This window comes from Pygmaiobacter massiliensis, from assembly GCF_900199435.1.
GTDB classification, from domain to species: domain Bacteria; phylum Bacillota; class Clostridia; order Oscillospirales; family Ruminococcaceae; genus Pygmaiobacter; species Pygmaiobacter massiliensis.
Genome location: NZ_OAML01000003.1, coordinates 419798 through 440746, shown reverse-complemented (window position 1 = coordinate 440746; position 20949 = coordinate 419798). Strand labels below are relative to the sequence as shown.

General features: G+C 47.4%; 23 protein-coding genes. 8 read left to right on the top strand and 15 right to left on the bottom strand.

Going from position 1 to position 20949, the window contains the following annotated elements; translation table 11 throughout:
• Nucleotides 1-47: 47 nt before the first annotated feature.
• The 15 genes from C1A11_RS13695 to ppdK all read right to left on the bottom strand — a co-directional run bounded on the left by C1A11_RS13695 (nucleotide 48) and on the right by ppdK (nucleotide 10946).
• Nucleotides 48-323, bottom strand: coding sequence for a hypothetical protein (locus tag C1A11_RS13695; RefSeq protein WP_145995733.1), 276 nt, complete (start codon nucleotides 321-323; stop codon nucleotides 48-50).
• A 239-nt stretch (nucleotides 324-562) separates the two neighbouring features.
• Nucleotides 563-814 carry a nuclease-related domain-containing protein gene (locus C1A11_RS14065; protein WP_145995732.1) on the bottom strand — a complete coding sequence of 84 codons (252 nt, stop codon included), beginning with the start codon at nucleotides 812-814 and terminating at the stop codon, nucleotides 563-565.
• 296 nt (nucleotides 815-1110) lie between these two features.
• Nucleotides 1111-2511: a hypothetical protein gene (locus C1A11_RS06720; protein WP_145995731.1), complete on the bottom strand. Its 1401-nt coding sequence runs from the start codon at nucleotides 2509-2511 to the stop codon at nucleotides 1111-1113.
• A complete protein-coding gene (locus tag C1A11_RS06710) occupies nucleotides 2495-3250 on the bottom strand; it encodes a hypothetical protein (protein WP_145995730.1) in 756 nt (251 codons plus the stop codon). Before C1A11_RS06710 ends, C1A11_RS06720 begins: the two co-directional genes overlap by 17 nt.
• A gap of 74 nt (nucleotides 3251-3324) precedes the next feature.
• Nucleotides 3325-3927, bottom strand: coding sequence for a hypothetical protein (locus C1A11_RS06705; RefSeq protein ID WP_102049720.1), 603 nt, complete (start codon nucleotides 3925-3927; stop codon nucleotides 3325-3327).
• A gap of 31 nt (nucleotides 3928-3958) precedes the next feature.
• On the bottom strand, nucleotides 3959-4396 hold the full coding sequence (locus tag C1A11_RS06700) for a C39 family peptidase (RefSeq protein ID WP_145995729.1): 438 nt from the start codon (nucleotides 4394-4396) through the stop codon (nucleotides 3959-3961).
• A 51-nt stretch (nucleotides 4397-4447) separates the two neighbouring features.
• Nucleotides 4448-4648, bottom strand: a complete 201-nt coding sequence (locus C1A11_RS06695) for a hypothetical protein (RefSeq protein ID WP_102049718.1) — start codon at nucleotides 4646-4648, stop codon at nucleotides 4448-4450.
• Nucleotides 4649-4683: 35 nt separating this feature from the next.
• Nucleotides 4684-4989 carry a LytR/AlgR family response regulator transcription factor gene (locus C1A11_RS06690; protein ID WP_102049717.1) on the bottom strand — a complete coding sequence of 102 codons (306 nt, stop codon included), beginning with the start codon at nucleotides 4987-4989 and terminating at the stop codon, nucleotides 4684-4686.
• A 249-nt stretch (nucleotides 4990-5238) separates the two neighbouring features.
• The gene (locus C1A11_RS13790; RefSeq protein ID WP_180950271.1) at nucleotides 5239-5388 is read right to left on the bottom strand and encodes a response regulator; all 150 of its coding nucleotides are present in this window, start codon (nucleotides 5386-5388) and stop codon (nucleotides 5239-5241) included.
• A 245-nt stretch (nucleotides 5389-5633) separates the two neighbouring features.
• Nucleotides 5634-6017 (bottom strand): hypothetical protein, encoded by a 384-nt coding sequence (locus C1A11_RS06685; protein WP_145995728.1) that lies wholly within the window; start codon nucleotides 6015-6017, stop codon nucleotides 5634-5636.
• A 67-nt stretch (nucleotides 6018-6084) separates the two neighbouring features.
• Entirely contained in the window at nucleotides 6085-6792 is a 708-nt protein-coding gene (locus C1A11_RS06680; RefSeq protein ID WP_102049715.1) for a DUF4367 domain-containing protein, read from the bottom strand.
• Nucleotides 6782-7330, bottom strand: coding sequence for an RNA polymerase sigma factor (locus tag C1A11_RS06675; protein WP_102049714.1), 549 nt, complete (start codon nucleotides 7328-7330; stop codon nucleotides 6782-6784). The genes C1A11_RS06680 and C1A11_RS06675 overlap by 11 nt, the downstream gene beginning before the upstream one ends.
• A 29-nt stretch (nucleotides 7331-7359) precedes the next feature.
• Entirely contained in the window at nucleotides 7360-7728 is a 369-nt protein-coding gene (locus C1A11_RS06670) for a helix-turn-helix domain-containing protein (protein ID WP_102049713.1), read from the bottom strand.
• Nucleotides 7729-7875: 147 nt separating this feature from the next.
• Nucleotides 7876-8172, bottom strand: a complete 297-nt coding sequence (locus C1A11_RS06665; RefSeq protein WP_102049712.1) for a hypothetical protein — start codon at nucleotides 8170-8172, stop codon at nucleotides 7876-7878.
• 143 nt (nucleotides 8173-8315) lie between these two features.
• Nucleotides 8316-10946, bottom strand: a complete 2631-nt coding sequence (gene ppdK / locus C1A11_RS06660) for a pyruvate, phosphate dikinase (protein ID WP_102049711.1) — start codon at nucleotides 10944-10946, stop codon at nucleotides 8316-8318.
• 275 nt (nucleotides 10947-11221) lie between these two features.
• Between ppdK and C1A11_RS06655 the strand changes: the two genes are divergently transcribed.
• From C1A11_RS06655 to C1A11_RS06620, 8 genes are all read left to right on the top strand, one after another.
• Nucleotides 11222-11977: a UDP-N-acetylglucosamine diphosphorylase gene (locus tag C1A11_RS06655; RefSeq protein WP_102049710.1), complete on the top strand. Its 756-nt coding sequence runs from the start codon at nucleotides 11222-11224 to the stop codon at nucleotides 11975-11977.
• A 216-nt stretch (nucleotides 11978-12193) separates the two neighbouring features.
• On the top strand, nucleotides 12194-13153 hold the full coding sequence (locus C1A11_RS06650) for a ribose-phosphate pyrophosphokinase (protein WP_102051021.1): 960 nt from the start codon (nucleotides 12194-12196) through the stop codon (nucleotides 13151-13153).
• Between the two features lie 79 nt (nucleotides 13154-13232).
• The gene (gene pth / locus C1A11_RS06645) at nucleotides 13233-13817 is read left to right on the top strand and encodes an aminoacyl-tRNA hydrolase (protein WP_102049709.1); all 585 of its coding nucleotides are present in this window, start codon (nucleotides 13233-13235) and stop codon (nucleotides 13815-13817) included.
• A gap of 56 nt (nucleotides 13818-13873) precedes the next feature.
• Entirely contained in the window at nucleotides 13874-17341 is a 3468-nt protein-coding gene (gene mfd, locus C1A11_RS06640; RefSeq protein ID WP_242965860.1) for a transcription-repair coupling factor, read from the top strand.
• A 180-nt stretch (nucleotides 17342-17521) separates the two neighbouring features.
• The gene (locus tag C1A11_RS06635) at nucleotides 17522-18664 is read left to right on the top strand and encodes a hypothetical protein (protein WP_145995727.1); all 1143 of its coding nucleotides are present in this window, start codon (nucleotides 17522-17524) and stop codon (nucleotides 18662-18664) included.
• Between the two features lie 329 nt (nucleotides 18665-18993).
• Nucleotides 18994-19407 carry a GntR family transcriptional regulator gene (locus tag C1A11_RS06630; protein ID WP_102049707.1) on the top strand — a complete coding sequence of 138 codons (414 nt, stop codon included), beginning with the start codon at nucleotides 18994-18996 and terminating at the stop codon, nucleotides 19405-19407.
• Nucleotides 19407-20105, top strand: coding sequence for an ABC transporter ATP-binding protein (locus tag C1A11_RS06625; protein WP_102049706.1), 699 nt, complete (start codon nucleotides 19407-19409; stop codon nucleotides 20103-20105). The genes C1A11_RS06630 and C1A11_RS06625 overlap by 1 nt, the downstream gene beginning before the upstream one ends.
• Complete coding sequence (locus C1A11_RS06620) at nucleotides 20099-20932, top strand: hypothetical protein (RefSeq protein WP_102049705.1); 834 nt, start codon at nucleotides 20099-20101, stop codon at nucleotides 20930-20932. Before C1A11_RS06625 ends, C1A11_RS06620 begins: the two co-directional genes overlap by 7 nt.
• The last annotated feature ends 17 nt before the right edge of the window (nucleotides 20933-20949 follow it).

Genomic DNA, 20949 nt, shown 5'->3' with positions numbered 1-20949 from the left:
GTTTACAGTACCAGGAATAATTTGGTTATCCCACAATGGATGTGCCATCAAGGATAGCCTTCAAGCGCTTCATATTCATGTATTTCTTGTTGTCTACTGAGTGCCTGCAACATGCTACAACCGTGCACAGCCTGCCACCCCGGTGCGCCTGCGTCACACTTTGAACACAATATTTTAATCTCGCCTTCTGTCGGCTTGAATTCTGGCTGAGGCTGCTGGCAATTTGGCTTTTGAGTTTCTTTTATATTCGCTTTAAACTTGGCAGTATAGTCAACCTCACAAGGCTTATGAACGCTGAGAAAGAAATAAGCAAGCTCTTCCATATCTCTTTCGCTTATAGTATTCGCTTTGGGATCTGCGTCGATTCTGCGGATATATTCAGCCAACGGATCGGCCCGGATGCCTCGCTCTTTGACTTCCCTCTTTGCGAATTTCGCATTTAAAACCGTCTTAGAATTTGAAAGGACCACCAACGAGCGGTAATTTTCATGAAAATGTTTTTTAAAGAGTGCTTTCGATAAAAGATTTGTTTTTTGGTCTGAACGAATCTGTTTGATCAGTTCTAAATGACGGTGATTTTGTGTGATGGGTGAATAAATGCCCTCTTTTTAAAACCGCGTCCTGCCGGCATTGTCCGAATAAAGTCCCTGGTATTGTTAATTTCGATATTGCCGTAAAGATTTCTACATTCCAATACAAACCGGTGCTTGCGCGTGACAATTAGGTAGTCAATCTGCGCAGTTTGCCCATCGTACTCCCATATAGATCGAGGAGAACAAACATGTGGATGTGGCTGTTTTCCAGTTCGTAGCAAACGGTGTTTTCTCTGTAAATTCCAGCATTCACTCTGCGGATTTCCAGATCAAACTCTTGTCCTACATAGCCGGAGAGCGAAGTTTGCAGTGCTTGAAGGGAAAAGTTTTATTCTCATATTTCCATTTTTCTTTTCTTATGACCTATTGATTGAGGATGCGAGAAATTCAACAAAACATCTTACATAAAGCAAGATGTTTTGTTGTAATACTCAAATGGCAGTTGTGGAAAATGGCCAGCTCTTTATTATTTTCCTCTTAGACTGATATGCACTTAAAAACAGTCAGAGACCACTGATCAGAATCCATACACCAGAGTGTCATCAATAGGCAAATAATTAGATTTATTTGCCCAATAATCCGACTTTTCAATTAACGAAAACTCGAACACAATCCGGTCAGTAAAAAAAGGAGAACCATCTGGTGAAATATCCGGTGTTTGAATGCTCTTTTCTCCAGTCATTACCAGATAATAATCGGTGTTTTCTTCAAATATCCCTACAAATTTTCCGTTACTTACTAGGCAATGTTCTATAATTGTATTTGTTTTTATATTGTAAGATATTTTTTGGCTTTCTCCAGTTTGTGGATTGGTGCAGTTGAAAAACAAATGGTCATCTACTACGTCGCCTGTTAATGCAATTTGGTTATAGGCACTATTATTGGGCTGTATAGTTTTTTCTAACAAAGCTTCCCGCTTCTCATGAAAATCAAAAAATTTCAGCTCATTGGTTAAGGTATTATAAAAATAAAATTTATTTTTATATACTATTCCACTGATAATAGATGGGTCCCAAGTAAAACACGGCTCTAGCTTTACGGATTTGTCATAGGGATAGTATCTCAAGAGTTGATATGAAAAGCTTTCCATATAAGTATCGTAGTCTTTATCAACAGATGAATCGAATTTTCGAGCAAATTGAAAAACAATACTGTCCTCGCTCACTCCAATAATCGACATTGACTGTTCTGGTGGAAATATAGTCACATCCTGCAACTGCATCGTATCAATATTTAGGCTGGATAAAACAAGATTTTCAAACGCATTGCCGTGTTCATCAAAACGATAAAGCAAAAAAAATATTTGTTGCCCATCGGAAACCATAGCACTCCTATCCACAAACCGCTCGTTCGGCTTCAACTTTGCACTTTTTCGAGATGAACCGTCTAACTCCATTTGTAAGAACAATGCTTGACCGGCATCTCCATATGCGGCTACCAATTCTGGTTTCCCTCTTTTTACAATATATAATTTGTTGTTTACTGTAAAAATTGACGAGCCGCCAGTTACCGACTCTATCCAACTTTCATCGGTACTGTCATTGTGTGTCGAATCCGGCTGCGAGGAAAGATAGATAGTTTTTCTGGAAGAGTAATCAGTGTAAAGGATATTGCCGCTTCCATCCGTGTTTGTCAAGACTTCATAGTAACCCGCCTCTGTTCCGGCATATTTTGTATATGCCATCCCAGATTTTGAAGTAACCAATTCCAACGATGATTTTTCATCTTGCTGTGGCTGAAGAAAATCCATCTGATGTGAAGCCGATGGAGAAGATGGATTATTATCTAATTTTTTACACCCTGACATTGTTATGCATAGCAAAAGGAGGAACAATAATATCAAAAATCTTGACAGAACTTTGCTTTTCCAACGTGGTACTGATGGAATTAAATGATACAAATTAACCATTTTTCTCATAAAACCGTTTACTCCCCGTATTAAATTCACAGTATTTGCTAGTTCCTTTCCCATCAGACGCTGGTGTAGGCTGCGAGGACACTGTTAAATTTAATGAGCGATATGTCACTCCGTTCGTAATACGGCTCTGAGTAGTAATTATATATGATAAAAAATTGGAAGCCGCATTAATTTCATTCTTAATCATTACCGTATCATTATAATAATTTCCTATTTGCGGATATAGGTTAGCTGCTAATTGTGTGCCACTATTACTACGTACAACATTAAGTGTCACATCTGTATTGGTATTCGGCAACAACAAAACTTCTTTGGGAATCCGCGGCCCCATTCGGGTTTCCCATAACTGTGTAGCGTCTGCATTTGTTTTCCATGTCGATATGCGTGTTCCACTAATAGGCATTCCAGAAGTATATTGGTTTAGTGAAACACTAAAAGAGCTATCCGTATAAAGGTGTTTTCCATGCAACGTATCCTGAAAATTCATATTGTCGTTTGAGTCAAAAATACCGTCCCATGCTGCATTTGTTGTTATACTAATTTCTCCTACGCACATCATTACCATTAATAGAGTTGTAACTTTTTTTAAATATTTTTTTATGTATTCCATCCTCTCTGTCAATAAAGAAAAATTTACATGATGAGAAATATCTCTGCCATCACGCAGACACAGCAAGGAAAGAAGATTTTCCTGCATCGACGTTTGGTGACCCAATTTTATCATCTGCTTCGATATCACAATAGCGCTTTCACATTTTATATACAAGAAACATGTAACAGCATTCAAATAATTGATTTTTACCACGAATACAGTTACTGAAATTCACTTGTTATGCCTGCTATTTTCCAATTTCCATTTTGGTAAACCAATATAACCGTTTGGATGATTTTTTCATCCGGGTACATATCATCTATCAATATTGTGGTATATTCAATTCGTTCATCTGAGAAAGAAACAACCAAAATATCATCTCCGCTCAGTGGCTTATATGGCCATCCCCCGAAATCATACAAGGTTGCATATAGCCGGCCTTCCACTTCTTGAATGTAATTTGGAATCAATCGTGTGTAGAACAGATCATTGGCCAGATCCTTTGTAAAAGCCTTTTCTGTCGCGTCTCGCAATTTCGCCATCGTATCCAAATTTTCATTTAGGACTGGCAAAAAGAGTGTATCTTGCAGCATAATTGCATTTTTGTATTCCGGGTCATCCGGTTCGGGCAAGCTCATTGTACTTGCTCCATAAAAACTAATAACAGCATCATACGCCGGAGTAATAGCATTGACAATTGCTCTTGTTCGTTCTTTTTCCTGGGCAGGTGTAATTTCTTTTTTTTCCCGCACCAACAGTCCAACTGTTGCTATGAGCAGAAGGGAAAACATTATTGTTGGAAATGCGTGAGCCCGTCTTTTCATTTTTCTCCCTCCAAATCTCGTAGTTGCTTTTTCATGCAAAGACATATAGCCGATCTACTGTCCATCCATAAGAGGTATAATCCGAAAGAACCAGTGCATTTTTCTGTGCATTGGGATCATGAATCAAAATGGAGGTGCTGTAATATCCTCTAGCGACTACAAAATGCGTATTTGTTGGGTTCGCTGCAGTTCCTTGGCGCATACCTATCAACACTGGATGATTATCCAGAAGTGCACCTACGCAGAAGTTCAAAGTATTAGTATAACTTTGATCTGCCCGAGAATAGTTAAGAATAGAATATCCAAAAGCATTAGCTGCAGTTAAATAATTTAGAGGAGAAGCCGCATTACCTAACCTGGTATTCATTCCTGACGGATCAAGACTTCCACCTAAATACCTATGAATCATCGTAAAGCTAGTCAGCGCACATCCGGCTCTTGCGATGGTTACTCCCCCACTATTATTCAAAATAACGGAATCCCAACTGTTACCACCATTTTGGTAAAGTTTGGGAACTTACTATGATGTTTGGGATGTGCGCATTCTAAGGGCCGCTTTCCCCGTTTCTATCAGGGTTTGATTCTCCAGCATGGTCTCAACAAGCCCCGAATCATCAAATATTGGTCTGTTAGATGTGTCCGTTAATCCTGTTGCGGAGGGAGAAAGCATTAAGCCATATAATATAGTTATCGCCATAATGAAAGAAAAAATCTTTTTCATTTTTTCTCCTTTGTTTGACAAAAATTAGTAGATTTTTATGGCTTTTTCCAGTCAGCATAAGATTTTAAAATCTTTTTGCTATTTTGCCTGCTAACCGGAAGGGCTGTGCTGTTGGATAGGATAACGCTTTCCGTCGTCAGAGAAACGATGTGTTCCATATTTACCAAAAAACTTTTTTGAATCCGTAAGAATCCGAATGGTTCTAATTGTGCTGTTAAAACCGAAAGCTTTTCATAATAAGAAAATCTTTCTCTTTCTTCTTTGATGCGATGAAAAACAGCGAGTCTCTTGTCGCTTTCAATATATAAAATGTGTGAAACGGGAATTGGCTGTTTTCCCAATGTCTGTTTTTATTTCTATTGTTGGTTGGCAATCTTTTTGCCGTAGCACATCATTTAAACAAGGAACAAGCGAGAAGGACAGCTCATTTTTTAAATGATAGCGAAACGCGCCTAGCTAATATCCCTTATGGGCATACTCCGGCACATCAGACACGAGAATATACAAGGCATCAGATTGTTTTTGTTTCCCCTGCTTTGCAAGCTGTAAGCCGTTGATAGAAGGAAAATGAGACTCTTCAAAAATAAGTCTTATGTATCTCGCTGAGCATTTAATAGTTCTTCCGGTAGGCTGAAAAGGCTGATTTCACAGGGCTGATTTTGTGCCATCATATATTGCCCTACCAGCGCTTTGAGCCGGACTAAAAAACGGGTATCGTTATCACAGATTGCAATTTTCATATTAAATATCTCCTGCCAGCGGCTAAGGTTTATTTTGCATGACATTAGATATTCGTTTGAAACCGCAAAAAGGTTACAAGATTTTTCATTTATTCGATATCAACATATATGGATATAAAAGTAGATCTATTAGTGTTATATTGGACAAAATAAAACAGCCCAAATGCTTTCATTTGGGCTGTTTGTGTTTATTTGTGTCTCTCTTATAGGTGTGTTTAAAGATGGTAAGGTGGTTGGATAAAAGATTAAAAACTTTTTACAAAAGAAGACGTTGCGGTTTCGGAGGTTCCGTTGCTCGTGACAACAGCCGTAACGTCTATTTTATAAGTTTTACCGGAAGAAACTGCATACGAGCCGGAAAATGTATGTGGATTCCCGTAATAAGTTTCGCTGGTACGGGCAACTTCTGAATATGTGCCAAAGAGGCCTTTCTGAGAAAGAACTAAAGTGCATGCAATTTTAGTAGTGCCGCTTACACCTGTTACAGTCGCATAATACGTACTGGAAGAAATATTAGGACTAATGCTTGCGGTATTTGTCCAACGCGGCTCTACCGCAAAGGCCGTGCAAGCCAAAAAACAGAAAAGTAAAACGACCGCAAGAATGGCACTGCTAACTTTTTTCATCATAATTCTCCTTTTTTCGTCTAAGAGAGACAATTATATCCGTATAGAAATGAAAAAAGGTTACATAAAATTAAGAAAAATTTATTCCTTGTGCAATGCAAACTAGTTCTGCAATATCCAAACTTCCAGAAACATTGTATGCCAAGTTGTCTTTATTCCAAATAAGAAAATTACTTCCGTCTTGACACGCAACCCACAGCGCTTGATTTCCATCAAACTCCAAAGAATAGTATTGAGAATGTTCATTATCAACATTCTCTACATAGTTATCACCAATAACAGTAATGGAAACAGAAAAATAGTTTGTTGTATTGTTTGTATATTTTAGGTTGAAAAAAGAGCGGTCGAAGCTAACAGTTTCTTGTAGCTGATATCCTTCTGGAACATACTCTAGCTCAATTGTCCCTGGCAGTTCTGTAACCGCATTGTCTTTGGAAGAAAAAACAATAGAAGAAAACTTGTCCCGCCACTCGATGAATGTTTCCACCACTGCCTGACGAACAGCCCTCACCGGTAACATAACACAGCTAAATAGAGCAACACTTGCTGCCAGAACGGTCGATGTGCGCTTAATGTAAAAACGCGTTTTTCGACGTCTTTCCTTTTTATCGTTTTTGCGAATTACTCGTTCTATTCTGGCTTGGAATGCGGTAGATGGCTCAAAAGCGCGATTCATTTCATTCAGCGATGGCAACTCTGCCATTTCACGCGCTTCTGCCTCCGTCACAGCGAGCGCTAAAAGCGCATCAACCGACAGTTGCAGCTGGTCATGATTCATAGCTCTCCTCCAATGACGCCAACAAAATCTTGCGCGCACGGTGCAGCCGTACTTTTACAGTTTGTGAATTTAACTCCAAAATTTTCGCAATTTCTTCAATTTTATACCCTTTGATCTTCAATGACAGCGGGGCCCGGTAAATTTCACTTAACTGCATGACCTCATTTACGATCCGCTCAAAAGATTCAGAATCTACAGCAATTGTTTCAGGGTCCGGAGTCGTCTGTGCCATCCGGGTTGCTAAAACTTCATCCTCTTCGGGCTGGACATGGTCCAGTTTGCGAACATAATCTACCGCTCTGCTATGAGTAATGATTTTGATAAATTGCGCTAATTCCTTGGAATTGTCCACTCTGACGTCATCTATTATCCGTATGAGCTGCAAAAAGGTTTCATGAATTACGTCTTCTGCTAAAAAATGATCTTTGGTTACGGCGCATGCTTCGTGATACATAAGTCCCGCATACTTATGATAAATCATTTCAAATTTGTTTTTCTGCTCCTCTGTTTCTAAAAGGGACAGGTAAATCATTAACATAACGCTCCTCCTTTGGGAACCCTACTCCCTCACAAGGGGCGTATTTCTTCATTTTGAAAAGAACGGTCAAAATTCGGCTGTGCCAAATACCAACCAATAAAATTGACGATAAACTGTTTTTGCTCTGCGCTGCAATGGCTCAGTCGATAAGTTAGTTCCTCCGACAAAAAACTCCGTTGGTACGGCTCGTCTGCCGGCAAAATAGAATAGACGGAGCATTCTAAAATATTCGAGATTTTATAAAGCAACTCTAATGAGGGCTGAACCACACCTCGCTCAATACGACTGAAATACTGAGTGGACACCTCCGCTAAGTCTGCCGCATGTTCCTGTGTCCAATGCTTTTCTTTACGCTTTTGACGAATTAACTGTCCAATAGACTGATAAATTTCCTGCATGTTATTTCACCTCATGATAAGCGTATCAGTTTACAGAATTTGTTTTGAGGGCTTAATGAATTTATAAGTATGTCTATCAATGCTTATATTTCCGAATATATTAAACTTTTTAGACTATTTTTAATTCTATTTGGTTTACTATTATTTTTATGAGTATGTAACTTTTTGCCTTCGCCTGCGTATTGTAATAGCCGCGCCTTGCCAATTTTGAAAGGCGCGCGAGCTATGAAGAGTCGGGCAGTGATAAGATATCGCATCAATCGGCGCAACAAATCCGGTCAAGAAAAAGATAGCTTTGCAGGTTTTTTCTGCAAAGCTATCTTTTTTATTAAGAATCAAGATGTCAGCTTTTGTTGCGTTTTCGGTCTGTTGTGCTACGTTTCCTATTTTGACATTCACAATCAATTTTGAAGATGCACAAAGGTTTAGACAGGTAAACAGCATGGGCTTTCGCTTTCGCCGCAGTCAGTGGCATGATCTCACAGTAGAAGTATATTTATAATCAAAAAAGGAGCGCACCACTCAAAAAGTGGTACGCTCCTTATACTTTTAGCGTTTAGACATTCACGCGAAACCGCAATGAAATCTTATGCGCGGGGGTTTTTGATAGCAGCCTGTGCAGCAGCGAGGCGTGCGATAGGCACACGGAACGGAGAGCAGCTGACATAGTCGAGGCCGACTTTGTGGCAGAACTCAACGCTCGTCGGGTCGCCGCCGTGCTCGCCACAGATGCCAAGGCCGAGCTCCGGACGGGTTGCGCGGCCAAGTTTTGCAGCCATCTCTACCAGTTTGCCAACGCCGTTCTGGTCGATATGAGCAAACGGATCGGACTCGTAGACTTTGTTCTCGTAGTAGTAATCGAGGAACTTGCCTGCGTCGTCACGGCTGAAGCCGAAGGTCATCTGGGTGAGGTCGTTGGTGCCGAAGCTGAAGAACTCAGCCTCTTTTGCGATTTCGTCAGCAGTCAGTGCTGCACGCGGAATCTCAATCATGGTGCCAACTTCGTACTTCATATCAGCGCCAGCAGCAGCAATCAGCTCGTCAGCGGTTTTAACAACCACGTCTTTGACGAACTTCAGCTCTTTGACCTCGCCAACCAGCGGGATCATGATGTGCGGCACGATGTGCAGGCCGAGTTTTTTGTTGACATTGAGTGCTGCGTTGATGACAGCTTTGGTCTGCATGACAGCAATTTCGGGGTATGCAACGGCCAGACGGCAGCCACGGTGACCCATCATCGGGTTAAACTCGTGCAGGCTGTCGATAACATTGTGCAGTTTCTCAACAGTGATGCCCAGCTCATTTGCAATCTCAGCGATATCCTCTTCTTTGGTGGGGAGGAACTCGTGCAGGGGCGGGTCGAGGTAACGGATGGTTACCGGGCGCTCGCCCATGACCTCGTAGATGCCCTCAAAGTCGCCCTGCTGGTACGGCAGAATTTTCTCGAGTGCTTTCTCACGGTCAGCGGTGTTGTCAGCAACAATCATCTCGCGCATTGCTTTGATGCGGCTTGCCTCAAAGAACATGTGCTCGGTACGGCACAGGCCAATGCCTTCGCTGCCGAAGTCAGAGCCCTGCTGTGCATCGTGCGGGTTGTCTGCGTTGCAGAAGACCTGCAGCTGACGATATTTGTCGGCCCACTCCATGAAGCGGCGGAAGTCGCCGGAGATGGAAGCCTCAACGGTAGCAATAGCAGCACCATAGATGTTGCCGGTAGAGCCGTCGAGAGAGATGAACTCGCCCTCTTTGTACTCTTTGCCGCCCAGGGTAAATTTCTTAGCGTCGTAGTCGACAACGATATCGCCGCAGCCGGAAACACAGCATGTGCCCATGCCGCGAGCAACAACAGCAGCGTGGCTGGTCATACCGCCGCGAACGGTCAGGATGCCCTCTGCAGCTGCCATGCCCTCGATATCCTCGGGGCTGGTCTCAAGACGAACGAGAACAACTTTCTCGCCGCGCTCTGCCCACTCTTTTGCTTCCTCAGCAGTGAAGACGATTTTGCCGCAAGCAGCGCCCGGAGAAGCTGCAAGGCCTTTGCCGATTACTTCAGCAGCTTTCAGTGCAGCAGTGTCGAACTGCGGGTGCAGCAGGCTGTCGAGCTGTTTCGGCTCAACGCGCAGAACTGCGGTCTTCTCATCAATCATGCCCTCGTCAACAAGGTCAACTGCGATTTTCAGAGCAGCAGCAGCGGTACGTTTGCCGTTACGGGTCTGCAGCATGAAGAGCTTGCCATTCTCGATGGTGAACTCCATGTCCTGCATGTCCTTATAGTGTTTCTCAAGGCGGGTAGCAATCTCAACGAACTCGTTGTAGACTTCCGGCATCTGCTCCTGCAGGTGGCTGATGGGGAACGGAGTGCGGATGCCCGCAACAACGTCTTCACCCTGTGCATTGATGAGGTACTCGCCGTACAGCTTCTTCTCGCCGGTGGACGGGTCACGGGTAAACGCAACGCCGGTGCCGGAGTTTTCGCCGCTGTTGCCGAACGCCATTGCCTGGACGTTGACTGCGGTGCCCCAGTCGTAGGGGATCTCGTTCATGCGGCGGTAGACGTTTGCACGGGGGTTGTCCCAGCTGCGGAAAACAGCTTTCACTGCTTCAATCAGCTGCTCTTTCGGGTCAGACGGGAAGTCTTTGCCCATCTTCTCTTTATACAGCGCTTTAAATTTGACAACGAGAGCCTTCATATCGTCGGCATCAAGCTCGGTGTCCATTTTTACGCCTTTTGCTTCTTTCATCTCGTCGATGATTTTCTCAAACTCGGTTTTGGACATTTCCATAACAACGTCAGAGAACATCTGGACGAAACGGCGATAGCTGTCGTAAGCAAAACGGGGGTTGCCGGTCAGGTTTGCAAGGCCTTCAACAGCCTCATCATTCAGGCCGAGGTTAAGGATGGTATCCATCATGCCGGGCATGGATGCGCGTGCGCCGGAACGGACAGAAACCAGCAGCGGATTGCTGACATCGCCGAATTTTTTGCCGACGATCTCTTCCATCTTGCCGATGTACTCATAGATCTGGCCCATGATTTCGTCATTAATCTGACGACCGTCGTTGTAATACTGGGTGCAGGCTTCGGTAGAGATGGTGAAACCCTGCGGTACCGGCATGCCAGCCTTGGTCATTTCCGCGAGGTTTGCGCCTTTGCCGCCGAGCAGCTCACGCATGTCGCGGTTGCCCTCGGAAAACAGATAAACATATTTCTTGCTCAAAATTATCTACCTCCATAAAATATACTGCCTTAAAAAACCGGTCAGTTACCTGAAAACAGGCTTTGTTACGGTTTTGTCAAGTCCGCAAATAATTATACCAAACTTAAACTGTTATTTCCACATTAATTTATATGAATTTAATAAAATTCTCGAAAATTGTACTGTATTCCCTAGTTGCCCTTGCAAAAAGCTGTGAATACTGTAAAATAAATCTGTATGGGTGTAGAAAATCGTAAAGAATTACTGTTTATTTTACTGAATTTGGAGGTTTCTGCATGAATAGCAGCACCGAAACCGCCCGTGAGCGTTTTCTTGCCCGCGAGCAGGCGTTCCGCGATACATTTGAGCGTCACCTCGACGCAGGAGTCGAGTTTATCTGCCGCGACGGCATCTGCATCGACCCGGAAGTTGTGATTGCACCAGGTGCGACAATTTTGCCGGGTACCATCCTAAAAGGCAAAACCGTCATTGGCGCGGGCTGTGTTATTGGCCCGAACAGCTTGCTGGAAGACGCTGTCCTCGGTGAAAACATTAAGTTTAACGCCAGCCAGGGTCGCCAGTGCACCATTGCAGAAGGCGCCGAAATCGGCCCTTACGTACAGCTTCGCCCGGATAGCCATATTGGTAAAAAAGTCCATATTGGCGATTTTGTTGAAATCAAAAATTCTACTATCGGGGAAGGCACCGCCGTGGCACACCTTACCTATATTGGCGATGCTACTGTTGGTAAATATTGCAACTTTGGCTGCGGCGTAGTTTTTGTTAACTACGATGGCGAAATTAAAAGCCGCACCGAAGTAGGCGATTACTGCTTTATCGGCTGCAACACCAACCTTGTAGCCCCGGTGCGCATTGGCGACGGCGCTTACACCGCTGCCGGCAGCACCATTACCGAAGACGTACCGCCTGCGGCGCTTGGCATTGCCCGCGCCCGCCAGGTAACCAAGGAAGATTGGGCCGAGCAAAAACTCGCTGCCTATATTTCCAAAAAAACAGGGCTTGCAAAATCACCCTCAGAAGGGGCAAAATAGTATTAAGGGATAACGCACCGCCTGCGGCATCTGCCCAATCCGGTGCAAAACCATCCCTGGCCTGCAACGCAGACGCTGCACGCACCCAATGCGAGCAGCGTGCTTTTGCGCGCCGAAACACGGATCGATGAAGACGACTTGGTGTGTCGCCTTCATGATATAAACGGACAGGCTCCGTTCTACGGACCTGCAAAAAAATTACGGGGGCATTTAAAAATGAATATCCATGGTAAAGACATCAAAATCTTCGCAGGCAACTCGAATATCGAGCTTGCGACATCCATCGCCGAGTGCCTTGGGCTTCCTCTTGGCAAAGCAGACGTTGGCATGTTCAGCGACGGTGAGATCAGCGTCTCTATCCACGAATCTGTACGCGGCAGCGACGTATTTGTGGTACAGAGCACGTCTTACCCTGTCAACCGCAACCTGATGGAACTGCTCATCATGATCGACGCATTCCGCCGCGCTTCCGCCGGCCGCATCACCGCAGTCATTCCTTACTACGGCTATGCACGTCAGGACCGCAAAAGCAAAGCACGTGATCCCATCAGCTCAAAGCTGGTCGCAGACCTCATTTGCAAAGCCGGCGCAGACCGCGTGCTGACCATGGACCTCCATGCTGCACAGATTCAGGGCTTCTTCGATGTCCCGGTGGATCACATGCAGGGCATGCCGATTCTTGCATCTTATTTTGAGAAAAAGGTCGCAGAAGAAAAAGATAAAGATTTCATCGTGGTTTCCCCCGATCTCGGCTCTGTCACCCGCGCACGCACCTTTGCAGAGCGCCTGGGCCTGCCCCTGGCCATTGTTGACAAACGCCGCCCGAAAGCAAACGTTTCGGAAGTCATGAACATCATCGGCGACATCAAAAACAAAGACGTCATCATCCTCGACGATATGATCGACACCGCCGGCACCCTGTGCGGCGCTGCAAAAGCAATCCTTGAAAAAGGTGCACGCAGCGTTTGTGCTTGTGCTACCCACGCTGTGCTTTCCGGCCCGGCGATCGACCGCATCAAAGACAGCGTGCTGGACGAAGTCGTTCTGCTCGACACCATTAAACTGGATCCCGAGAAGCGCATTGATAAAATCAAAACGCTGACCGTTGCTCCCGTCCTAGCAGAGGCAATCGCACGCATCTACTCTGACAAGCCGGTTTCTACCCTGTTTGTCTAATCTTACCCCCGCACACCAAACAATGCGCCGCGACGGCAAGCGAAGTCGCGGCGCATTTTTCAAAAGGACGGAATTTACCATGCTCTTCAACTCTTCTTCTACCGAATTTTTGATTGTCGGCCTGGGCAACCCCGGCAAAAAATATGAAGCTACCCACCACAACGCTGGCTTTATGGCGCTGGATGCGCTGGCAAAAGAGCTCGGCGTTTCGGTGACCCGGGCGAAATTCGATGCACTGACCGCTCCCGCTACCATTGCGGGCCACAAGGTGCTGCTGCTCAAGCCGCAAACCTACATGAACCTTTCGGGCGATGCAGTGTATAAGGCCGCTTCCTTTTACAAAATTCCGCCGCAGAATGTTATCGTGCTGTACGATGACATCTCGTTGGTGCCGGGCCGCCTGCGCATTCGGCAAAAAGGCAGTGCTGGCGGGCACAATGGCATCAAAAGTATCATTGCCGCCATTGGTGACGAATTCCCCCGCATCAAAATCGGCGTGGGTGAGCGGCGCAGCGGCGAAGCAGACCTTGCAGACTTTGTGCTCGCAAAGTTCAGCAAGGCGGACGGCGAGGCAATGACCGCGCGATTCGACGATATTTGTGCTGCGGTGGAGCTTATCATCAAGGGTGATACAGCCACTGCGATGAACCGGTATAATTCCTGACGCGATGCAAAAATCACGGCTTTTGACCGGTTTTTTGAGATAGAGGGACATTTGCCATGCTGCATGAAGCAATTCAAAAAACACCTGAATATCAAAAACTAAAAGGGGCCATAGGCGGCAGTCTGCCTGTGGCCCTGTTTGGCTTGCCGCCAGTCGCGCGGGCACAGATGCTCTGCGCGCTGACGAGCGACCTTTCCCGCCCGGCGGTTGTGCTGTGTGAAAACGAAGCCGCCGCTACCCGCTTTGCTTCAGATGCCGCACTTTTTGGTGCGCGAAGCAGAGTGCTGCCCGCACGTGATTTTTCGCTGCGGCACGCGCTTGGGCAAAGCCATGAGTACGAGTACCGCCGGCTTTCGGTGCTAGGCGACATTGTAGGCGGGCGCTGTAATCTGCTCTGCGCTTCGGTAGAAGGCGCGCTGCAACTAACAATGCCTCGCATGGATTTTGAGCGCAACACCCTTACCTTAAAAGAGGGACAGGAGTTTAAACAGAACGCCTTGATTGCAAGGCTGCTGGCCGCCGGCTACCACCGGCGCGACCGGGTAGACGGAGCAGGGCAGTTTTCTGTACGCGGCGGCATTGTGGACCTTTTTGCCCCGGATATGCCGCGCCCTGCACGTATCGAGTTTTGGGGCGATTTGGTCGACACAATGTCCGGATTCGACCTGCTTTCTCAGCGCCGCGAGGTGCCGCTTAAAAAAATTCATATCTCCCCTGCGCGTGAGGTATTATTCGCCGACCCAACCGAAGCGCTCTCGATTTTGGAGCGCGGCATGAATGGGCTGAGCGGCCGAAAAAAAGAAGCTTACCTTGAGGCTTCCGCAGAAGACCGCAGCATGCTGGCGGGCGGCGCAGTGCCCGAAGCCATGGATAAATATCTCACACTGCGTTATCCAAACCCTGCCACAGCACTGGATTATTTCAACGCGCCAATTCTCTTTTTTGAGGATACCGGTGCTGTAAAAGAAGCGTGCCGGGCATTTGGGTTCCGGGTAGGTGAAGAGATTAAAACGCTGCTGGAACAAAAAGTTTTAGCCCCGGGCTTAACTGAATTTTACCGCGACTATACCTGGTTGCAGCGCCAAACAGACAAGCACCCAACCATCCTTTCAGAAAACTTTGTGCGCTCGATGCCGGACTTCCGGCTTGGTGAGCTGATCAATGCTCCCGCTCACACTCTGCCGCCCTGGAGCGGTGAAGTGAAGGCGCTGGTGCAGGATTTGAAAGGCTATGTAGAGCGCGGCTACTTCTGTGCTGTGCTGGCCGGTACGCCGCGTGCCGCTGCCGCTTTGGCAAAAGACCTTTCTAATGCGGGCTTGAGCGCCGTTGCCGTCAAAGGTTCTCCTCTGCCCTCGCCTGGCACCATTGCGGTGCTGGAAGGACATCTTTCCGCAGGCTGCGACTGGCCGGGCGCCAAATTTGCCGTTATCACCTCCCGTCGGCAAAACACCACCGAACAAAAGCCCCGCCGCAAAAAGGCAAAAGGGCTTTCCAGTTTGGAAGACATCAAGCCCGGCGATTATGTGGTGCATCAAAACCACGGTATCGGCCTTTATGTTGGTATCGAGCGACTGGATTTGCAGGGTGTCGTCAAGGATTACATCAAGATTCAATATCAGGGCGCTGATACGCTCTACGTTTCGGTTACCCAGCTTGACCTTATCAGCCGCTACACCGCCCCCGGTGATGCGGAAAAAGTAAAGCTGGCAAAGCTGGGCGGCGGCGAATGGCAAAAGACCAAAACCCGCGTCAAAAAAGCCACCGAAGAGATGGCGAAAGAACTCATTGAGCTGTACGCCAAACGGCAGACTGCACCGGGCTACTCTTTCCCCAAAGACGGTGACTGGCAGCGTGACTTTGAGACCCGCTTTGAATATGACGAAACTGAAGACCAGTTGCAGAGCGCTTCCGAAATCAAGCGCGATATGGAGCGCCCCCACCCGATGGATCGACTGCTTTGCGGTGACGTAGGCGTTGGCAAAACCGAGGTTGCGCTGCGCGCTGCATTTAAGGCCATTATGGGCGGCAAACAGGTTGCCGTGCTGGTGCCTACCACCATTCTTGCCTGGCAGCACTACAACACGATTTTACAGCGTATGGAGGCATTCCCCGTCAAAGCGGGCATGCTTTCGCGCTTTTGCACCCCCAAACAAACCCGTGATAATTTGCGCGGCATCAAAGACGGCACCGTCGACATCATTGTCGGCACCCATCGTCTGCTGCAAAAGGACATCAAGTTTAAAGACTTGGGACTTATTATCATCGACGAGGAACAGCGTTTTGGCGTAAAGCACAAAGAAAAGCTAAAAGAAAACTTCACCGGTGTCGATGTGCTCACCCTCTCTGCAACCCCGATCCCCCGCACGCTGAATATGGCAATGAGCGGTATTCGTGATATGAGTACCATTGAGCAGCCGCCATTCGAGCGCCAGCCGGTAGAAACCTTTGTGCTGGAATATGACGCAGGGGTGGTCGAACAGGCCATTGCGCGCGAGCTTGCCCGCGGCGGGCAGGTGTACTACCTTTATAACCGCGTAGAAACCATTGAAAACTGCGCAGCACGTGTGGCACAGCTTGCCCCGGATGCCCGCATTGCAATCGCTCACGGCAAGATGACCGAAGAGCAGCTTTCGGACGTATGGCAAAAGCTGATGGACGGCGAGGTGGATATTCTCATCTGCACCACTATCATCGAAACCGGCGTTGATGTGCGCAACTGCAACACGCTGATCATCGAGGATTCTGACCGCATGGGACTCTCGCAGCTTTACCAGATTCGCGGACGAGTGGGCCGCAGCGGCCGCAAAGCTTATGCGTACTTCACCTTCCGCCCCGCCAAGGTACTCACTGATGTCGCAGCCAAGCGCCTTTCTGCCATTCGTGAGTTTACGAGCTTTGGCAGTGGTTTCCGCATTGCCATGCGCGATTTACAAATCCGCGGCGCAGGCAACCTTTTGGGTCACAGTCAGCATGGCCATATGGAAGCCGTCGGCTACGAGCTGTATGTGAAAATGCTCAACCAGGCAGTGGCAGCCCAGCGTGGCGAAGCCCCGACGATGGACAAGAGCGATTGCCTGATGGACGTGCGGATGGACGCTTATCTGCCTGAGAACTACATCCCGGATGCACCTGGCCGCATCGAGGCTTACAAGCGAATCGCCGCCATCGAAACCGAGCAGGATGCCGCCGATGTGCTGGAAGAGCTGGACGACCGCTACGGTGAGCCGCCGAAGAGCGCAAAAGCACTCATCGACGTCAGCTTGATTCGTGTCGATGCCGCAAAGGTTGGTATTTACGAAATTACACAGCGCAAAGAGGACCTCACTCTTTATTCAGATGCAATCTCGGCTACCAGTGCACCGCCGCTGGTGCGCTTGATTGGCCCCCGCGCAGTGTTCCACCCCGGCAGCAAACCTTATCTTACGGTTAACATCAAAACGGGCGAAACCCCGCTGGACGTGCTGCGCTTTACACTGGATAAAATTATTGAACTGCGCGACCGCTTAACTTCGCCCTCTTTCTAGCGCAGCCGATAGAAGTCCCGGATGCAATTCGCGCCCGGTAAAGAGACTTTTGTTGCAGCATCTGCTGCTTCTTGCATCGTTCCCTTGCTGGACAAATACCCTGCCGCACTATATAATGTTATCTATACCTTTTCGTTTTGGTGCTTGCGGCATCGAATAAATCCGTTTGGAGTTGATTTTTTGAAAATGAAAAAAGTCCTCGCGCTTTGCCTTTCCGCACTGCTTTGCGTCTCTTTGTTTGCTGGCTGCGGCAAGAAAAGCTTCGATTCCGTGCTCACAGTCGACGGCACCCCGATCACCCCGGGCATCTATCGCCTCTATCAGTCGATTGCTTACACCGAAGCCTCGCGCTCGGTGCCCGATGCTTCGAAAGATATGTTCTCGCAGAAAATCGAGGACAAATCCGTTTCGGACTGGATCTATGACCGTACTGTAAGCCTGCTGCAAAGCTTCGTCTACTTCCAGCGTGAGTTTGACCGCTTAAAGCTTTCCTTCACCGAAGAAGAGCAGAAGCAGATGAACGAAACCATCGAATCTGAGTGGAAAGAAGTTTCTGGTGTCTACGAGAAAAACGGCGTCACCAAAGAGGACTTCACCGTTTATGACGAGAGCAGCTTTAAGGTCCAGAAAGTCTTTTTGGATTCTTGCAGTGATTTGAGCGAAGAGCAGGTAAAAGATTTCTTCAACAAGAATTTTGCACTTATCACCTATACCCAGCTGCCGCTGATGGACAGCACCGGCAATGCGCTGAGTGAAGAAGCCGCGAAAAAAGTTGCTGCCATTGCAGAAAAAGCACTGGCCGAGACCAAAGACGGCGCATCTTTTATGGAAGCTGCACTGCCCGCCATCACCGATGCCTACAAAGAGGCTGGGTTTGACATTACCAGTTACAAGCCTGAAAACTTTGTCATGCGCACTTATCTGAACCTCGATAACGAGGATGGCAAGAATGCGCTTGGTGAAACCGTCAGCAAAGTTGACGTCAACAACATTGGCATGCACAAGGCAGACGGCCAGTATTACGTACTGTTCCAACGCCTTGAGAATTACAGCTCGCAGGATGAATTTGAAGCCTTAAAGCTGAATGTTCTGCTGGAAATGCGCAGTGATGAGTACAATGCAAAAGCAGAGCCTATCTACAAAGCATATGAAATTGTGGCAGATTCTGCTGCTGTGAAGTACTACGATCCGAAAAAGCTGGATCTCACTGAGCCTCCCGTAAACAGTGCCGCGTCGGCACTTACCCCCGATGAGGATACAACTGCTTCCAGCGAAGCCGCTTCTGGGGCTTCGTCCGCTCCTGCAGACGCTTCCTCAAAATAAAACAAAATAAAGAGAGCCCGATTTTCTATAATTTGGAGAAAATCGGGCTCTCTTTCGTTTTATTCTTGGGGGGAGGGTAAAGCACAGCACGATACTTAATTATAATGGGTGCAATATCTTGCTACGTGTTGCTCGCGCAATCGCCAAACGCGGCTTTTTGCACTTGCGTTTTGAATGAAAAGCACCGCCCAGTTACCGCGGTAGTTTTGGGTGGGTATGTGTGCAGCACCGGATACCAGATAAAAAAATTATCTCTGGCCCGTTGACAATCGCCCTGCACCGTTGTATTATTGTATTAGACAATTAATACAAACAAAGGAGGGGTGGTCGTGACCTGGGAACTAAACTCTGACCGGCCCGTTTATCTGCAACTCGTCGAGCATCTTCAGCTCGCTGTTATTTCTGGCGAATTCGCACCGGGCAGCCGTGTGCCCTCTGTTCGAGAGCTTGCCGCCGAAGCTGCGGTAAATCCGAACACGATGCAAAAAGCACTGGCAGAACTGGAAAGTGAAGGCCTGGTGCAAACACAGCGCACCAGCGGACGTACCGTCACCACAGACGTTGCGCTGATTACCGGGGCAAAAAAAGCTCTGGCTGGCAACGTATTGGAAGCATTTTTCCACCAAATGAAAAAACTGGGGTATACCCCTGAACAAGCCTGTGAGCTGGTGTGTGAACGCCGCAGCTCGCAGCAGGCAGCTACGCTGCCTTGCGACACTGCGCAAAGAAAGGAAGACATCTGATGGAACCGATTTTGGAGTGCAAAGATCTCTACAAATCTTACCCCGGCAAGCAGGCGTTGACCGGGCTGACCCTTTCGGTGCACCGCGGCCGCATCGTTGGCCTGCTGGGACCGAACGGCAGCGGCAAAAGCACTTTGATTAAGCTCGCCTGCGGTCTGCTTACCCCGTCTTACGGCGAAATTTTAATCAATGGAATGGCTCCCGGCGTCGAAACGAAAAAAATCGTTTCGTACCTGCCAGAGCGCACTTATCTTTCCGACTGGATGACGGTAAAAGATGCGGTTGCTTTTTTTGCTGATTTCTATGAGGATTTCGACCCCGCTGTGGCAGGTGAAATGCTGGCAAAGCTTTCGATTCGCCCCGACGCACGGCTGAAAACCCTCTCGAAAGGCAACAAAGAGAAAGTGCAGCTGATTCTGGTTATGAGTCGTAAAGCACAGCTTTACCTGCTTGACGAGCCGATTGGCGGCGTTGACCCGGCTGCACGTGACTTTATCCTTTCTACCATCATCTCCAACTACAACCCCGATTCCACCATCATCATCTCTACCCACCTGATTGCTGATATTGAAAAGGTGCTGGACGATGTTGTCTTTATCTCGGACGGTGCTGTACAGCTGTGCGCTCCGGTCGAAGAGATTCGCGCCGAGAAAGGCTGCAGTGTGGATGCGCTGTTCAGGGAGGTATTCAAATGTTAGGCAAACTGTTTAAATACGAAGTAAAAGCCACCGGGCGGATGATTCTCCCCTTTTACGCCGGGTTGCTGGGCATGACATTGCTGTTCCGTATTTTTTCGGCCATTCGCATGCCCGCCCGTTTCAGCGAGCTTTACGATGTTTTCACCGTACTCGCCACCGCAATTTTCCTTATTCTCATCATGTCCACCTTCTTTGTCTGCTTTATTGTAATGCTTACCCGCTTTTACAAAAACATTTACGGCGACGAAGGCTATTTGATGAACACGCTGCCGGTCTCTGCGGCACAAAACATCTGGGCCAAAGTATTTTGCTCGGTGGTATGGTATCTCGCTTCATTTGTCGTATGCGGCATCACCGGCTTCATCTTCTTCTTCGGCGGCTATCTTTCCGAAATCGCAAATGGGTTCCGCTCGTTCTGGAGTGCGCTTATCTATGAAGTTCTGCCTCAGCTGACCATGTACGGCACTTTCTCTGCTGCCGGTATTTTTACCGAGCTGCTGCTTATGATGCTGGTATCGCTGTTCTCTGCGCCGCTTATGATGTACCTGTGCATCTCGATTGGTCAAAAAATGCCCCGGCACAAAATCTTGGGTGCGTTTGGCGCTTATCTCGCCATTACCTGCGCGCTGCAAACGTTAATGTCGCTGGGTGGTGTGGTATTCGGGCTCACAGCAGATTCCTTCTGGATAAACGACTTTATCATGAATCGACCCACCACCTTTATGATGTTATTCTTGGGCGGTACTCTGGTTTTGCAGCTGGTGCTTGGTGTTATTGCATTCTTTGTCACCAATCATCTGCTCAGCAAGCAGCTTAATCTTGAATAATTCACCTATCTACTAGA

Bases quoted from the DNA above. Each gene is read 5' to 3' on its own strand.
- C1A11_RS13695 (WP_145995733.1), bottom strand. From the start codon at position 323: ATGGAAGAGCTTGCTTATTTCTTTCTCAGCGTTCATAAGCCTTGTGAG.
- C1A11_RS06675 (WP_102049714.1), bottom strand. From the start codon at position 7,330: ATGTTAATGATTTACCTGTCCCTTTTAGAAACAGAGGAGCAGAAAAAC.
- C1A11_RS06620 (WP_102049705.1), top strand. From the start codon at position 20,099: ATGTTAGGCAAACTGTTTAAATACGAAGTAAAAGCCACCGGGCGGATG.
- mfd (WP_242965860.1), top strand. From the start codon at position 13,874: ATGCTGCATGAAGCAATTCAAAAAACACCTGAATATCAAAAACTAAAA.
- C1A11_RS06650 (WP_102051021.1), top strand. From the start codon at position 12,194: ATGAATATCCATGGTAAAGACATCAAAATCTTCGCAGGCAACTCGAAT.
- C1A11_RS06705 (WP_102049720.1), bottom strand. From the start codon at position 3,927: ATGAAAAGACGGGCTCACGCATTTCCAACAATAATGTTTTCCCTTCTG.
- C1A11_RS06670 (WP_102049713.1), bottom strand. From the start codon at position 7,728: ATGCAGGAAATTTATCAGTCTATTGGACAGTTAATTCGTCAAAAGCGT.
- pth (WP_102049709.1), top strand. From the start codon at position 13,233: ATGCTCTTCAACTCTTCTTCTACCGAATTTTTGATTGTCGGCCTGGGC.
- C1A11_RS13790 (WP_180950271.1), bottom strand. From the start codon at position 5,388: ATGAAAATTGCAATCTGTGATAACGATACCCGTTTTTTAGTCCGGCTC.
- C1A11_RS06685 (WP_145995728.1), bottom strand. From the start codon at position 6,017: ATGATGAAAAAAGTTAGCAGTGCCATTCTTGCGGTCGTTTTACTTTTC.
- C1A11_RS06720 (WP_145995731.1), bottom strand. From the start codon at position 2,511: ATGAGAAAAATGGTTAATTTGTATCATTTAATTCCATCAGTACCACGT.
- C1A11_RS06625 (WP_102049706.1), top strand. From the start codon at position 19,407: ATGGAACCGATTTTGGAGTGCAAAGATCTCTACAAATCTTACCCCGGC.
- C1A11_RS06680 (WP_102049715.1), bottom strand. From the start codon at position 6,792: ATGAATCATGACCAGCTGCAACTGTCGGTTGATGCGCTTTTAGCGCTC.
- C1A11_RS06695 (WP_102049718.1), bottom strand. From the start codon at position 4,648: ATGAAAAAGATTTTTTCTTTCATTATGGCGATAACTATATTATATGGC.
- C1A11_RS06665 (WP_102049712.1), bottom strand. From the start codon at position 8,172: ATGCTGTTTACCTGTCTAAACCTTTGTGCATCTTCAAAATTGATTGTG.
- C1A11_RS06655 (WP_102049710.1), top strand. From the start codon at position 11,222: ATGAATAGCAGCACCGAAACCGCCCGTGAGCGTTTTCTTGCCCGCGAG.